Raw genomic sequence first — 14,546 nt, 5'->3', positions numbered from 1 at the left:
GAATTTCATGTCATCCGCGCAATACGCTTCCCGGCCTCCGATCAACCCGCGGTCGGCGCAGCGCCTTCTCGGCTTCCAGCACCACGAGGAACACCGCGGCGGCGGTGGCGACGCCGGCCCATTCCGCCACGCCCAGCGCCGCCGTGCCGAACACCGCCTGCAGCGGCGGCGCATAGGTGAGAAGCACCTGGCCGGCGGCGGTGACGGCGATGCCGAGCGACAGCGCCGCCGTCGGTCGCGCCGAAGTGATCAGCGCGCCCCGCCCCCGCCGCACGGCGAAGAGATAGGCGATCTCGAGCGCCACGATGGCGTTGACCACCGCGGTGCGTGCCACGTCTTCCCCCACGCCGCGCGCAAGGACCCAGTCGAAGATGCCGAAGGCGGCGAGGGCGATCAGCACCGAGACCAGCAGGAAGCGCCAGAGCAGGAAGCCCGAGAGCATCGGCCGCCGCGGGTCGCGCGGCGCTTCGCGCATGGTGCCGGGCTCGGTCGGCTCGAAGGCCAGCGCCATGCCGAGGGCGGTGGCGGTGATGGTGTTGATCCACAGCACCTGCAGCGGCGTCATCGGCAGGGCGAGGCCGAAGACCACCGCGAAGGCGATGACCAGCGCCTCCCCGCCATCGGTCGGCAGGTTCCACACGATCACCTTGCGCAGGTTGTCGTAGACGGTGCGGCCTTCCCGCACGGCCGCGGCGATGGAGGCGAAGTTGTCGTCGGCGAGGACCATCTGCGCCGCCTGCTTCGCGGCTTCCGTGCCGCGCTGCCCCATGGCGATGCCGATATCGGCGCGCTTCAGCGCCGGGGCGTCGTTCACCCCGTCCCCGGTCATCGCCACCACCGTGCCGTCGCGCTGCAGCGCCTCGACCAGGCGCAGCTTCTGGCCGGGGCTGACGCGGGCGAAGACATCGGTGCGTGTGACGGCCTCGGTGAAGGCGGCCTCGTCGAGGGCGTCCAGCTCGGCCCCGGTCAGGGCGCGCGGCGCCTCGGCGATGCCGAGCTCGGCGGCGATGGCGGCGCCGGTCGCGGCGTGGTCGCCGGTGATCATCACCACGCGGATGCCGGCGGCGCGGCATTCGGCGACGGCCGTCCTCGCCTCCGGCCGTGGCGGGTCGGCGAGGCCGAGCAGGCCCAGCAGGGTCAGCCCTTCTGGCAGGTGGAGCACCGCGGCCGGCGCCGCGGCGTCCTCCCGCATCGCCAGCGCCAGCACGCGCTGGCCGCGCGCGGCCATGGCCTCGGCGCAGGCGGTCCATGCGGCGGCGTCGAAGGGCCCGCCATCGGCCTGCGCGACGCAGCGCGGCAACACGGCCTCCGGCGCCCCCTTCACCGCCAGCAACACGCCGCCGCCGGCCGGGTGCAGCGTCGCCATCAGCCGATGCGCGGCGTCGAAGGGCAGTACGGCACGGCGCGGGTGCTCGGCTTCCAGCGCATCGGCATCGGCGCCGGCGCGCGCGGCGAAGGCGAGCAGCGCGCCCTCCATCGGGTCGCCTTCCACCGCCCAGCCGCGCGGGCCTTCCCGCAACGCGGCGTCGTTGCAGAGCACCGCCACCTCGGCGAGCCGCGCGGGCGGCGGCGCGCCCCGTACGGCGAGCCAGCCCATCGGCGCGTAGCCTTCGCCGCCGACGGTCGCTTCGCCGCCCGGCCAGGCGGCGCTGCGCACCGCCATCTCGTTCGTCGTCAGCGTGCCGGTCTTGTCGGTGCAGATGACGCTGACGGCGCCGAGCGTCTCCACCGCCGGCAGCCGGCGGATGATGGCGTTGCGCGCCGCCATGCGCCGCACGCCGAGCGCGAGGGTGACCGAAAGCACCGCCGGCAGGCCCTCCGGGATGGCCGAGACGGCGAGGCTGACCACCACCAGCACCGCCCCGGCGAACGGCATGCCGTGGCGCATCACGGCGATGGCGAAGACCACCGCCGACAGGCCGAGCACCAGCACCGTCAGCACCCGCGCGAGCCGCTTCATCTGCCGCAGCAAGGGGGTCTCCGCGGCCTCGAGCCCCGCCAACATGGACCCGACGCGGCCGATCTCCGTCGCCGCGCCGGTCGCGACCACCACGCCGCGGGCCTGGCCGGCCACGACGAGGGTGCCGGTGAAGGCCATGCCGGCGCGCTCGGCGAGCGGCGCCTCGGCGGTGACCGGCGCAGCGGATTTCTCCACCGGCACGGATTCGCCGGTCAGCGCGGCCTCCTCCACGCGCAGCGCGGCGGCCTCGAGCAGGCGGAGATCGGCCGGCACGCGGTCCCCGGCTTCGAGCAGCACGATGTCGCCGGGCACCAGGTGCTCCGCCGGCAGGGTGCGCCGCACGCCGTCCCGCAGCACGGCGGCACGCGGGGCGAGCAGCCCGCCGATCGCCTCCAGCGCACGCTCGGCGCGGCCTTCCTGCATCAGGCCGACCCCGGCGTTGATCACCACCACCGCGAGGATGACCGCCGTGTCCGCCCATTCGCCCAGGAACGCCGTCAGCCCCGCCGCCACCAGCAGCACGCGGATCAGCAGGTCGTCGAACTGGCGGAGGAAGCGCGCGAACAGGCCGGGGCGGGGCGGCTCGGGCAGCGCATTCGGGCCGTGGCGCGCCAGGCGTGCGGCCGCCTCGGCGGCATCCAGCCCGGCCGGCGCGGACCCCAAGGCGGCGAGCGCGGCATTCGCCGGCAGGGCGTGCCAGGGCACCTGCATGTCATGCGGCATGTCGGCCTGCCGCGCCCCGGGTCAGCCGCCGGCCGCCCGCGCCAGGATAGCGGCAACTGTCGCGGCGACCGCGCCGACGGCAAGCGTCTGCGCCGCCCCACGCAGCGGCGGCAGGCCGGTGGCGCGCGCCTTCATCCAGCCGAAGGCCACCAGCGCGCCGGCGGTCAGCGCGGAGGAGACCGCGAGCGCGCCGCCCGCCTCCGGCATGAGCATGTAGGGTGCGATCGGTATCAGGCCGCCTGCCGCATGGCCGCTGCCCGTCGCGACGGCGGAGCGCCCCGCGCGCTGCGGTTCCGGCTCCTTCAGGTCGAGTTCGAAGCGCATCATGAAATCGACCCAGCGACGCTTCTCGGCGCAGACGGAATCGACGGCCATGCGCAGCGCGTCGCCGCGCACGCCGTAGCGGTGCAGGATGGCGGCGACCTCCCAGCGCTCGCGGTCGGCGTATTCGACCGTCTCGTGCTCCTCGCGCTTCCGCTCGGAGGCATAGCGGTCCGCCTCGCTGCGTGCGGCGAGGTAGCCGCCGAGGCCCATGGCGACGCAGCCTGCCGCGATCACGGCCAGGCCCGCGACGACGATGAGGGGATGCGCCAACCCCGCGGCGACGAGGCCGGTCGCCAGGGCGAAGGGCAGGACCAGCCCGTCCGCCGCGCCGATCACGAAGTCGCGCACCACCGCGGCCTGGGCGAAGTGGCTCTCCTCGTGCGGCGGGCCCGGTGGCATCGGCCAGAGGCCGTCGCGGGTCGGCGCTTCCGCGACAGGGGCTTGCAGCTGCGTGATCATGGGCGAAAGGCTAGCGCATCGGGGCGGCCGCGACAGGGTCGCAACTGGATGCCGGCGAGCGCCCGCCCGGCGCACCGCATTCGGTTGAAGAGCAGGTTCCGCCCGTCCGGAGCGGCTTTCGTTCGCGTCGGCTGATGGCAACCACCCCAGCCTCCGGTCTTCACGCGCAACTGGACCCGATCGGCTGATTCCACCTGATCGGGATCTGTTCTAGGCAGGATGCATGGCCGGCGCACCCACCGATCGAATCCCGCTCCACACCATCCTGCTGCCGGTGATCGGCGTGGCGGCGTGGCTCGCCATCGGCAAGGCGGGGCTCGGACCGGTCGCACTGCTGCTCGCCGTGGTGCTGCTCGGCAGCGTGCTGGCGGCGGTGCACCACGCGGAGGTGGTGGCGCTGCGCGTCGGCGAGCCCTTCGGCACGCTGGTCCTCGCCGTCGCCGTCACTGTGATCGAGGCCGGGCTGATCATCTCCCTCATGCTCGGCGGTGATCCCAATCCCGGGCTGATGCGGGATTCGGTGCATGCGGCGGTGATGCTGGTGCTGCACGGGCTGGCCGGGGCCTGCATCGTCGTCGCCTCCTGGCGGCACCGGAACGCCGAATTCCGGGTGGAGGGCGCCAATTCCTTCCTCGCGGTGCTGATCCCGATGGCGACGCTGGTGCTGATCGCACCGAACCACGTGGTCTCGGTCCCCGGGCCCTATCTCTCGCCGGTCCAGCTCGGCTTCGTCTCCGTCGTCTGCCTCGCGCTCTATGCCGCCTTCCTGTTCATTCAGACCAACTGGCACCGGGAGTTCTTCCTCCCGGTGGGCGGGGTTGCCGGGCACGGGCATGCGCGGCCCTCGGCGCGGATCGCGCTGGCCTGCTTCGGGCTGATGTGCATGGCGCTGCTCTCGGTCGTCATGCTGGCGAAGGCGCTCGCGCCCGCGCTGCAGGAAGGCGTGCAGGCGGTGGGCGCGCCGATCGCGATCGTCGGCGTCATCGTCGCCGCCATCGTGCTGATGCCCGAAAGCGCCGCCGCCATCCGCGCCGCCGCGCAGAACCGCCTGCAATCCAGCATCAACCTCGCGCTCGGCAGCGCGGTGGCCTGCATCGGGCTGACCGTGCCGCTGGTGGCCGCGGTGTCCTTCTGGATCGGGCAGCCGCTCCAGCTTGGCATCACCGCCGGACAGACGGTGCTGCTGGCGCTGTCCTTCGCGGTGGCGATCATCACCTACGGCACCGGGCGGACCAACCTGCTCTGTGGCATCGTCCACCTGGTGCTGGCGGCGAGCTACATCTTCTCCGTCTTCGCGCCCTGATCCTTCGGGGCGCCTCCCGCGACCCGGGGGGGCCTCCGTTGCGCCCTGCGAAACCGTCGGAGAATGCCGGCACCGGCCCGGGAATGCGCCGTTCGGCGCATGCGCGAACGGCCTGCGGCACGCCGCGCCGGCCGCTTCCGCGGCACCCGGCGCCGCCCGGCGGGCCAGGCACCGGCCGGCGAGGCCGGGCGGAGCCTCATCCCGGCCGCGGCCGGCGCGCATGGGGGCCATCCGTCCCACCCGGTTGCCCGCCGGCCCCCCCGCCTCTATAGCGGCCCGCACCCCCCGCAGCAGCCGCAGGTGCCTCCTCTTGGCCAGCATCGCCCCGACGCCCGACGCCTCCGCGAACCCGGCGCTCGCCGCCCAGGCCGAAATCCTCGCCCGCCCGGCCTCGGAGGCGCGGGAGCTCGCCAATGCGATCCGCGCCCTCGCCATCGACGCCGTGGAGCAGGCGAAGTCCGGCCACCCCGGCATGCCGATGGGCATGGCCGATGTCGCGACCGTGCTGTTCACGAGGTTCCTGAAGTACGACGCGGCCGACCCGCGCTGGGCCGACCGCGACCGCTTCGTGCTGTCGGCCGGCCACGGCTCGATGCTGCTCTATGCCCTGCTGCACCTGACCGGGCATGCCGGCATGGGCGTGGAGGAGCTGAAGCGCTTCCGCCAGCTCCATTCCCCCGCCGCCGGGCACCCCGAATTCGGCGAGCATCCGGGGATCGAGACCACCACCGGCCCGCTCGGCCAGGGCATCGCGACCGCGGTCGGCATGGCGATGGCCGAGCGGATGCTGGCGGCGCGCTTCGGCGCCTCGCTGGTCGACCACCGCACCTGGGTCATCGCCTCGGACGGGGACCTGCAGGAAGGCGTGAGCCACGAGGCCGCCTCGCTCGCCGGCCACTACGGCCTGTCGAAGCTCTGCGTGCTGTGGGACGACAACCACATCTCGATCGACGGCGACACCGCGCTGTCCTTCACCGACGACACGCTGAAGCGCTTCCAGGCCTATGGCTGGGCAACCCGCCGTGTCGACGGCCATGACCCGGAGGCGCTGGCGGCGGCGATGGCCTGGGCCACGCGCAACCGCAAGCCGACGCTGATCGCCTGCCGCACCATCATCGGCCTCGGCGCGCCGACCAAGGCGGGCACGGCCGGGTCGCACGGCTCCCCGCTCGGCGCGGCGGAAGCGGCGGCGGCGAAGGAGCTGCTGGGCTGGACCGCCCCGCCCTTCACCGTGCCCGAGGACATCAAGGCCGCCTGGGAGGCCGCCGGCCGCCGCGGCGCCGGGACCCGCCGGTCCTGGCTGAAGCGCCTGGCGAAGCACCCGCAGCAGGCCGAATTCGACCGGGCCATGGCCGGCAAGCTGCCGGAGACCTGGCGCGACGCCCTCGCCGCGCTGCGCGCGAAGCACGCCGAGGAGAAGCCGAAGCTCGCCACCCGCGTCTCCAGCCAGAAGGCGCTCGAAGCCCTGGTGCCGAGCGTGCCGGAGATGGTCGGCGGCTCGGCCGACCTCACCGGGTCGAACAACACCAATGTGAAGGGCGTCCCGCCGATCGCGCCGGGGAATTTCTCCGGCCGCTTCGTCCACTGGGGCGTGCGCGAGCACGGCATGGCCGCGGCCATGAACGGCATGGCGCTGCATGGCGGCATCATCCCCTATTCCGGCACCTTCCTGGTCTTCTCCGACTACATGCGGCCGGCGATCCGGCTCGCCGCGCTGATGCGCCAGCGCGTCATCCACGTGCTGACGCATGACAGCATCGGCCTCGGCGAGGACGGGCCGACGCACCAGCCGGTCGAGCACCTCGCCTCCTTCCGCGCCATGCCCAACGTCTTCGTCTTCCGTCCGGCGGATGCGATGGAGACGGCCGAGTGCTGGGAACTGGCGGTGAAGCGGGCGGACGGGCCGTCGCTGCTCGCCCTCTCCCGCCAGAACCTGCCGGCGCTGCGCAGCGATACCGGCGAGAACCGCTGCGCCCGCGGCGGCTACGTGCTGGCCGAGGCGTCCGCCGCGCGCCGGGCGACGCTGATCGCCACCGGCTCGGAGGTGCACCTCGCGCTCGCCGCCCGGGATGCGCTGGAGGCCGAAGGCATCCCGACCGCCGTCGTCTCCCTGCCCTGCTGGGAAATCTTCGCGGCGCAGGATGCCTCCTACCGCGAGCAGGTGCTCGGCAGCGGGCTGCGCGTGGGCATCGAGGCCGCGATCGGCTTCGGCTGGGACCGCTGGCTCGGCAGCGATGGCATCTTCGTCGGCATGTGCGGCTTCGGCGCCTCGGCGCCGGCGGACGACCTCTACAAGCATTTCGGCATCACGGCGGATGCCGTGACGGCGGCGGTGAAGAAGCGCCTCGCCTGATCGACTCACTCTCCTGACGGGAAGGATACGAACGCCATGGCGGTGAAGGTTTCCATCAACGGGTTCGGGCGCATCGGTCGTCTGGTTCTGCGCGCCGCCTGCGAGGCCGGCCGCGACGACCTGGAATTCGTCACCATCAACGACCTCGGCTCGGTCGAGGCGAACGCCCACCTGTTCCGCTACGACAGCGTGCATGGCCGCTTCCCCGGCGAGGTGATCGTCGAGGGCGACACCATCACCATCAAGAACGCGGGCAAGACCTGGGGCCCCATCAAGATCACCGCCGAGCGCGATCCGACCAAGCTGCCGCTCGAGGGCGTCGACGTCGCCATGGAATGCACGGGCATCTTCACCAGCAAGGAGAAGGCCTCCGCGCTGCTGACCGCCGGTGCGCGCAAGGTCGTCATCTCTGCTCCTGGTGACAACGCCGACGCGACGATCGTCTACGGCGTGAACCACCAGACGCTGACGAAGGAGATGACCGTCATCTCCAACGCCTCCTGCACCACCAACTGCCTCGCGCCGGTGGCGAAGGTGCTGCACGACAATTTCGGCATCGTCCGTGGCTACATGGTGACGATCCACGCCTATACGGGCGACCAGAACACGGTCGACACGCTGCACAAGGACCTGCACCGCGCGCGCGCGGCGGCGGTCTCGGCCATCCCGACCTCGACCGGCGCGGCCAAGGCCGTGGGCCTGGTGATGCCGGAACTGAAGGGCAAGCTGGACGGCACGGCCATCCGCATCCCGACCCCGAACGTGTCGCTCGTCTCGCTCGACTTCGTGCCGGCCAAGGAAGGCGTGACGAAGGAAGCGGTCAACGCGGCGATGAAGGCAGCGAGCGAAAGCGGGCCGCTCAAGGGCATCCTCGGCTACAACACGGCGCCGCTGGTCTCGATCGACTTCAACCACAACCCGATGTCGTCCACCTTCGACGCGACGCAGACCCAGGTGGTCGATGGCGGCCTGGTACGCGTGCTGTCCTGGTACGACAACGAATGGGGCTTCTCGAACCGCATGAGCGACACCGCGGCGCTCTTCGGCAGCCTGTGATGAACCGGAGGGGCGCCGCCCCTCCGGACCACCCCGCCGGAGGCCGAAAGGCCTCCGGACAGCGGAATTTGCGGTCGTTCCCGCTGGAACGGGTGTACCAGCTCATCGAACCGGGGCCGGTGGTGCTGGTCGCCACCAGCCTGCGCGGCACGCCCAATGTCATGGCCATGTCCTGGCACATGATGGTCGAGTTCACGCCGCCGCAGATCGCCTGCATCGTCAGCAACCGGAACCACTCCTTCACGGCGCTGCGGCGGACGAAGGAATGCGTCATCGCCATCCCGCCGGCGGAGTATGCGAAGACGGTGGTGGCGATCGGCAATTGCTCGGGGGCGGATACCGACAAGTTCGCGACGCTCGGCATCGCGACGAAGCCCGCGCGCCAGGTCGCGGCGCCGTTGCTGCCCGACTGCTTCGCCAACCTGGAATGCCGCGTGATCGACACGCGGATGGTCAACGCCTACTGCATGTTCGTGCTGGAGGTGGTCCAGGCCTGGATCGATCCCGATCGGCGCGACGCGAAGACCATCCACCACCAGGGCTGGGGGAAGTTCGCGGTGGACGGCCGCACCATCCGGCTGCCGTCCGACAAGGCCTGACGGTTCAGGACGCCGCGCGCACCGCGATCTCCCGCCGGACCTCGTCCGCGAGCTTCAGGCCGAGCGCGACCATCACCCCGCCGGCCACCATATCAAGCCAGCGCGCAAGGCGCAGATAGGACCGCTTCGCCACGCCCGTGGACAGCAGGAGCGCCACCGCGCCGTACCAGAGCGCCGACTGCACCGCGATGACGGCGACGATCGCCGCATAGAGCCAGGCCGGCGCATGCGGCGGCACAGCCACCAGGAAGGCGCTGGTCCAGAACACCGCCGATTTCGGGTTGCTCAGCGTCGTCAGCAGCCCGGCCGCGAAGGGACTCCGGCCGGCAAGCGCGGGACGCGCGGATTCGTCCCCCGGCGCCGCCGGGCGCCAGCCTGCCCGCAGCATCCGGATGCCCACATAGGCCAGATAGGCCGCGCCCAGCAGGCGGAGCGCCGCATAGAGCGCCCCGGCCTCGAGCAGCAGCGTGCCGACGCCGAAGAGGCTCAACACCACCCACACCAGCGAGGCGATCACGACGCCGGCAGTGGCGCGCAGCCCGTCGCCCCGCGAAACGGTGGCGGAGAGCCAACTCACGACCACGGTGTTGGGCCCGGGCAGCATGGCCACCAGCAGATGCATCCCGGCGAGGGTCAGAAGGCTGGGCAGGAACTCCATGGGTGCGATCTCCCGCGCGACCTGGCGCTGTGTGGCACCGGCAGAGGAAAGCAAATGCCGCGCCAGAGCCGGATCAGAACAGGCGCAGCCGCGCCCTCGCCATCTCGAACCCTCTTCCATCTCCGTTCGTGCAGCGCAGCCCCGTCTGCGCCGCCGTGCAGGCCATCCCCGGCCCCTGCCAGGCGCGCCCGTAGCCGAGCACCGGGTTGCCCGGGTTCGCGACCGTATCGCCGTGGCAGATCACGCGCGCCGCGCCCTTGCCGCCGAGTTCCAGCGCCCCGCCCCAATCCTCCTGGCAGCCGGGGGGCCGCGGCGGACGGGCATAGGTGAAGTTCAGCACGTCGCAGCGCAGCACGCCGTCATAGACAGCGCAGTGGATGTTGCCCGAGGGCAACTGGAAGGCCTCCTGCGCCGATGCTAGGACCGGAAGAAGGACGAAGACCGCAAGCCACCGGACCATTCGACCCTTCTCCTTCTCGTCACCAGGCCAGGAATATCGCCGCGATGTCGTACCGAACCATTGACGCACTGGACGCCAAGGGCAAGCGGGTGCTGCTCCGCGCCGACCTCAACGTGCCGGTGAAGGACGGCCGGATCACCGACCGCACACGCATCGAGCGGCTGTGCCCGACCATCGCGGAACTCGCCAATGCCGGCGCGCGCGTCATCCTGTGCAGCCATTTCGACCGGCCCAAGGGCAAGCGCGTGCCGGAGATGTCGCTGAGGCCGCTGGTCGAGGCGCTCTCGGCCGCGCTGCGCCGCCCGGTCGCCTGGGCCGATGACTGCATCGGGCCGGAGGCCGAGGCCGCGGTCGCGAAGCTGCAGGACGGCGACATCCTGCTGCTCGAGAACACCCGCTACCACGCAGGGGAAGAAAAGAACGACCCGGCGATGGCGGCCGCGCTCGCGAAGCTCGCCGACGCCTATGTGAACGATGCCTTTTCCGCGGCGCACCGTGCCCATGCGAGCACCGAGGGCGTTGCCCACCTGCTGCCCGCCTATGCCGGCCGGCTGATGGAGGCGGAACTCAAGGCGCTCGATGCCGCGCTCGGCAATCCGTCGCGCCCAGTGGTGGCGATCGTCGGCGGCGCCAAGGTCTCGACCAAGCTCGATCTGCTCGGGAACCTTTCGAAAAAGGTCGATGTGCTGGTCATCGGCGGCGCCATGGCCAACACCTTCCTCGCCGCCCAGGGGCATGCGATGGGCAGGTCGCTGCAGGAAGCGGAGTTGCACGACACGGCGCGCGCCATCCTTGAGAACGCGAAGGCGTCGAACTGCGAGATACTGCTGCCCGCGGACCTGGTGGTGGCCGAGCGCTTCGAGCCCAACCCGCCGACCCGCACGGTGGGCGTCGATGCCGTGCCGGCCGATTCCATGGCCCTTGATGTCGGCCCGGAGACCGAGCAGGCGATCGAGGCGCGGCTGCGCGGCGCCTCCACGCTGGTCTGGAATGGGCCGCTCGGCGCCTTCGAGACGCCGCCCTTCGACACCGCGACGGTCGGTGTGGCGGAAATCGTCGCGGCGCTCACGCAGTCGGGCGCGCTGAAGTCGATCGGCGGCGGCGGGGACACGGTGGCGGCGCTGCGCCATGCCGGGGTGGCGGATCGGATGACCTACATCTCGACCGCCGGCGGCGCCTTCCTGGAATGGCTGGAAGGCAAGACGCTGCCAGGGGTGGCGGCGCTCACCGCATCGTGACATCAGGGCGGGCCTCCTGCCCGCCCTGCACGCAATGGTTGCTGGAAGGTTAACGGGCGCCGGGCGCAGGCTCAGGCCATGCGCATCGCTCCCGTTCGCCGCCTGCGAGGCCCGCTCCGGTTAAGCCATTCTTCACGGCTCGGCTGGACAATGCTCCGCATGCTCAGCCTCAACTCCCTCGCCGCCTTCACGCAGGAGGTCACGCGCTCCGCCGGCATCCAGCCGGTGCGCGGGTCCGAACGACCGGAGGCGGCGGCGCGCGGTGCCGCCAGCGCGGTGCCGCAGCGCACCCTCGGCGCCGTGCCGCCCGCGGGCGCCCTGCCCTCCGGCCAGACCCTGCCGCGCGGTTCGCTGCTCGACCTGCGGGTCTGATCCGTCGCTGGCAGGTGGCCTGCCGCGTCATCGCAAGATCGCATCGGACCTCGCACCCGGGCCCGCCTCAGGCCGGGAACGCGCAGTGCGACCGCGCCGGCACACGGCACGAAGCCAAGGCCGTCGGATGCGGGACGCCCGGCGCCTGAGGGCCAAACAATGACTTCCCCCAACCGCTTGCAACGGCGCGGGGGGACGCTCCATGATTCTCGACATGTCCCGCTTCGTCCGGCGCATTCCCGAAGGCGATGACCGCGAACGCCTGATGTGCCCCGATTGCGGGCATGTGGCCTATGAGAATCCGAAGGTCGTCGTCGGCAGCATCGTCGCCGAGGGCGACACCGTGCTCCTGTGCCGCCGCGCGATCGAACCACGCCTGGGCTTCTGGACCATCCCCGCCGGCTACATGGAAATGGGCGAGACGGTGGAGGAAGGCGCCCGCCGCGAGGCGTGGGAAGAAGCCCGCGCCCGCATCGCGCTCGAAGGCGTGCTCGCCGTCTACTCCATCGCCCGGCTCGGCCAGGTCCAGGTCATCTTCCGCGCCAGGCTGGAGCAGCCCGGCTTCGAGGCCGGCCCGGAAAGCCTGGAGGTCCGCCGCTTCGCCTGGGACAAGATCCCCTGGGGCGACCTTGCTTTCCCCTCCGTCCGCTGGGCGCTGCGCGCCTGGCGGGATGGCCGGCCCGGCGAGGTCGCGCTGAACCCGCCCGAGGACCGGCGCGGCATCCGCCCCCTGCCCGGAAGCCCGGCATGAGTGGCCGTCGCGCCGTGCTGAGCCTGCCTGCCCTGCTTCTGCCGGGTCTCGCCACGGCGCAGCCTTCCCCGGCCGCAACCCCGCGGCGACGCCGCCGGCCGGCGGCGTCGCCGGCGCCGCCCCCACCGCCGCCGCCAGCCCCTGCCTCGCGCGGGGAACCGGCACCGGTGCCGAATCCCGACATCGAAGCGCCGCGCGATCGCTCGGCGTCCACTTCTCCCCGTCTGGATCCGGCGTTGATCGACCCGAACGAACCGCGTGTCGGCGCCACCAGCGACCCCCACAGCGTCCAGTCCCGGGAGGACCGCCTGCTGCGCCAGCCCGCCCCCGGGGCACGGCTCCGCGTACCCTTTGCCTACTGAGCCAACCGCGGGAGGAGGCTACGCAGCAGCCGCGCCGCCAGCCGCGCCGGGACCGAGCGCGGCCCGGTCAGCGCGCGCAGCCGCGCCCGCAGCATGGGGTCATCGGGCAGGGCCGCGAGGCCGCGCCGAACGGCGGCGACCGCCTCCTCCCGCCGCCCGAGCGCGGTCAGGGCCTCCGACAGCCCGGCATGCGCGGATGCCCGCGAGGGGTCGGACTGCACCACGCCGCGGAACAGGCGCGCCGCCCGTGTCGCGTCGCCGAGGCGGAGCTGCAGCTCCGCCAGCCAGGCCAGCGCGTCCTGGTTGCCCGGCATGCGGAACACCGCGCGCTGGGCCAGCAGCCGGGCTTTCGGCAGGTCACCGCGGCCGGCGGTGAGCACGCTCATCCCATAGAGCGCCTGGCCGGAGGCCGGCTGGCGCGCAAGCACGGAACGGAACGCCGCCTCGGCCTCGGCCTGGTGATCGCCGCCGGCACCGATCAGCAGGTGGCCGAGATGCGTCGCGATCTCCGCGTCGCGTGGCAGCGCGGCGTGCGCGGCCCGCGCCACCTCGATCGCCTCCCGTCCCCGGCCCTGCTGCCCAAGGGCGAGGCTGAGGCCGATATGCAGGTCGGGCGTGGCGGAGCGGTCGCGCAGCGCGAGGCGGAAGGCGGCCTCTGCCTCGGCAGGGACCCCCGCCTTCAGCAGGACGTGGCCGGCGCGGCCGATCGACCCCGCCGGGCGGTTCTCGATTGCGACGAGCCGGCGGCATTGCGCGACCGCCTCCGCCGGCCGGCCGGCCTCGACCAGGCGGTAGGCGCGGTCGGCCATCGCCTCGGCCCTTTCGACCTCAATCAGGGCGGCCGGCATGCCAAGTTCGGCGGCGCGCTGCCAGAGCGTCTCGGAAAGTCGGTCATGGCCATGGCGGGCAGCGGCGCGGCCCATGAGGCGGAACCAATGCCCCGACCGCGCCCGCCGGGCCCGCAGCACCGCGCGCATGCCCGCGATGTCGTGTGCCAGCGCGGGGGCGAGGATTTCCTCCAGGGCACGCGAACCCGCGAGCAGCCAGATGGCGCCGTGCCCGGTCATCGGCGCGCGCAGCAGGTGCGCCCGGCCGGTCGCCGCCGCCATCCTGGCATGGCGCCAGTCGAGCCCGTCATAGGGATCGGCAAGCACCGCGACGAAGGGTGCGAGATCGGCCGCCGTCACGATCATTCCCTGGTGCAGCGACGGCTGATGGAGTCGGTGGAAGCGCGTGTCCCAGGGCACGTCGGCGGGCGAGACGCTGACCTGCGGCGCGACGGCGATCGCCCCCGCGAGCCCGAGGCAGCGTCCGTGCTTCAGCGCGCCATAGGCGCCCATGCTGTAGCCATAGGCGATGCTGCGCGGCTTGAGTGCCGCGTGAACCGCCGGCGCCGCACGCTCCACCGACGCGGCGGGGTACCAGTTTTCGCGCTTGGCGACGAAGCCGATGGCGTCGAGGTCCAGCTTCTCCGCCGCCCCGCGCGCCCAGAAGGCGGCGCCGGAGGGGCGGAAGGTGAGGTCGGCAAAGGTCACGAGCGTCCAGTCGGACGCGCCCGGCCGGTGCAGCACGAGGATCTCGCGATCCTCGAACAGGACCCTCGTCTTCGCTGGCGGCATCAGCGCCGGGCCGCCTCCTCGGGCGTCGTCAGCCGCAGGGCGAGGGCGTGCAGGCCGGAGGCGAATTCCGCCGCCAGCACATCGTGCACCGCGCGCGATCGGGCGACGCGCGACTGCCCCGCGAAGGCAGGGGAGACGACCGCGACGGAAAAATGCGTCTCGCCCTCCGGCCGCGCGCCGGCATGGCCGGCGTGGCGCGCACTGTCGTCCGTCACCGCGACCTCGGCCGGGGCGAAGGCCGCCTCCAGGGCGGAGCGGATGCGGTCTGCGCGAGTTGGTGACATTTGCCGCCTTTTCCGGTCTTTGCGT

Annotated in this window: 13 protein-coding genes; 7 read left to right on the top strand and 6 right to left on the bottom strand. The window is 72.5% G+C overall.

The annotated features are described in order from the left end of the window. Positions 1-10 precede the first annotated feature (10 nt). Positions 11-2,683, bottom strand: coding sequence for an HAD-IC family P-type ATPase (locus GXW74_RS05835; protein WP_211845527.1), 2,673 nt, complete (start codon positions 2,681-2,683; stop codon positions 11-13). A gap of 21 nt (positions 2,684-2,704) precedes the next feature. Further along, positions 2,705-3,466, bottom strand: coding sequence for a VIT1/CCC1 transporter family protein (locus GXW74_RS05830; protein WP_211845526.1), 762 nt, complete (start codon positions 3,464-3,466; stop codon positions 2,705-2,707). A 223-nt stretch (positions 3,467-3,689) separates the two neighbouring features. On the opposite strand from GXW74_RS05830, the gene GXW74_RS05825 reads away from it, so the two are divergent. The 4 genes from GXW74_RS05825 (at position 3,690) to GXW74_RS05810 (ending at position 8,777) form a co-directional block, all read left to right on the top strand. Further along, positions 3,690-4,769: a calcium:proton antiporter gene (locus GXW74_RS05825; RefSeq protein ID WP_211845525.1), complete on the top strand. Its 1,080-nt coding sequence runs from the start codon at positions 3,690-3,692 to the stop codon at positions 4,767-4,769. 319 nt (positions 4,770-5,088) lie between these two features. Beyond that, positions 5,089-7,122, top strand: a complete 2,034-nt coding sequence (tkt, locus tag GXW74_RS05820; RefSeq protein ID WP_338148164.1) for a transketolase — start codon at positions 5,089-5,091, stop codon at positions 7,120-7,122. A gap of 36 nt (positions 7,123-7,158) precedes the next feature. Beyond that, positions 7,159-8,178, top strand: coding sequence for a type I glyceraldehyde-3-phosphate dehydrogenase (gene gap / locus GXW74_RS05815; RefSeq protein ID WP_211845523.1), 1,020 nt, complete (start codon positions 7,159-7,161; stop codon positions 8,176-8,178). A 92-nt stretch (positions 8,179-8,270) separates the two neighbouring features. Beyond that, positions 8,271-8,777: a flavin reductase family protein gene (locus GXW74_RS05810; RefSeq protein WP_338148150.1), complete on the top strand. Its 507-nt coding sequence runs from the start codon at positions 8,271-8,273 to the stop codon at positions 8,775-8,777. 4 nt (positions 8,778-8,781) lie between these two features. Here GXW74_RS05810 and GXW74_RS05805 read toward each other — a convergent pair whose 3' ends face one another. Together GXW74_RS05805 and GXW74_RS05800 are read right to left on the bottom strand one after the other, a co-directional pair. After that, entirely contained in the window at positions 8,782-9,435 is a 654-nt protein-coding gene (locus GXW74_RS05805) for a LysE family translocator (protein WP_211845521.1), read from the bottom strand. Positions 9,436-9,508: 73 nt separating this feature from the next. Next, positions 9,509-9,895, bottom strand: coding sequence for a DUF6636 domain-containing protein (locus tag GXW74_RS05800; protein ID WP_211845519.1), 387 nt, complete (start codon positions 9,893-9,895; stop codon positions 9,509-9,511). 44 nt (positions 9,896-9,939) lie between these two features. On the opposite strand from GXW74_RS05800, the gene GXW74_RS05795 reads away from it, so the two are divergent. From GXW74_RS05795 to GXW74_RS05785, 3 genes are all read left to right on the top strand, one after another. After that, a complete protein-coding gene (locus GXW74_RS05795) occupies positions 9,940-11,133 on the top strand; it encodes a phosphoglycerate kinase (protein WP_211845517.1) in 1,194 nt (397 codons plus the stop codon). A gap of 159 nt (positions 11,134-11,292) precedes the next feature. Beyond that, positions 11,293-11,505, top strand: a complete 213-nt coding sequence (locus GXW74_RS05790; RefSeq protein ID WP_211845513.1) for a hypothetical protein — start codon at positions 11,293-11,295, stop codon at positions 11,503-11,505. 214 nt (positions 11,506-11,719) lie between these two features. Beyond that, positions 11,720-12,256, top strand: a complete 537-nt coding sequence (locus tag GXW74_RS05785; protein ID WP_211845510.1) for an NUDIX hydrolase — start codon at positions 11,720-11,722, stop codon at positions 12,254-12,256. A gap of 355 nt (positions 12,257-12,611) precedes the next feature. Here the strand turns inward: GXW74_RS05785 and GXW74_RS05780 are convergent, their stop codons facing one another. Both GXW74_RS05780 and GXW74_RS05775 read right to left on the bottom strand, forming a co-directional pair. After that, positions 12,612-14,237 (bottom strand): tetratricopeptide repeat protein, encoded by a 1,626-nt coding sequence (locus GXW74_RS05780; RefSeq protein ID WP_211845508.1) that lies wholly within the window; start codon positions 14,235-14,237, stop codon positions 12,612-12,614. Next, positions 14,237-14,521: a BolA family protein gene (locus GXW74_RS05775; RefSeq protein WP_211845506.1), complete on the bottom strand. Its 285-nt coding sequence runs from the start codon at positions 14,519-14,521 to the stop codon at positions 14,237-14,239. The genes GXW74_RS05780 and GXW74_RS05775 overlap by 1 nt, the downstream gene beginning before the upstream one ends. Between the last annotated feature and the right edge of the window lie 25 nt (positions 14,522-14,546).

It is taken from the genome of Neoroseomonas eburnea (assembly GCF_018129005.1).
Taxonomy (GTDB): domain Bacteria; phylum Pseudomonadota; class Alphaproteobacteria; order Acetobacterales; family Acetobacteraceae; genus Neoroseomonas; species Neoroseomonas eburnea.
Note: the sequence above shows the minus strand (reverse complement) of the source record. Positions and strands in the feature narration are given on the sequence as shown.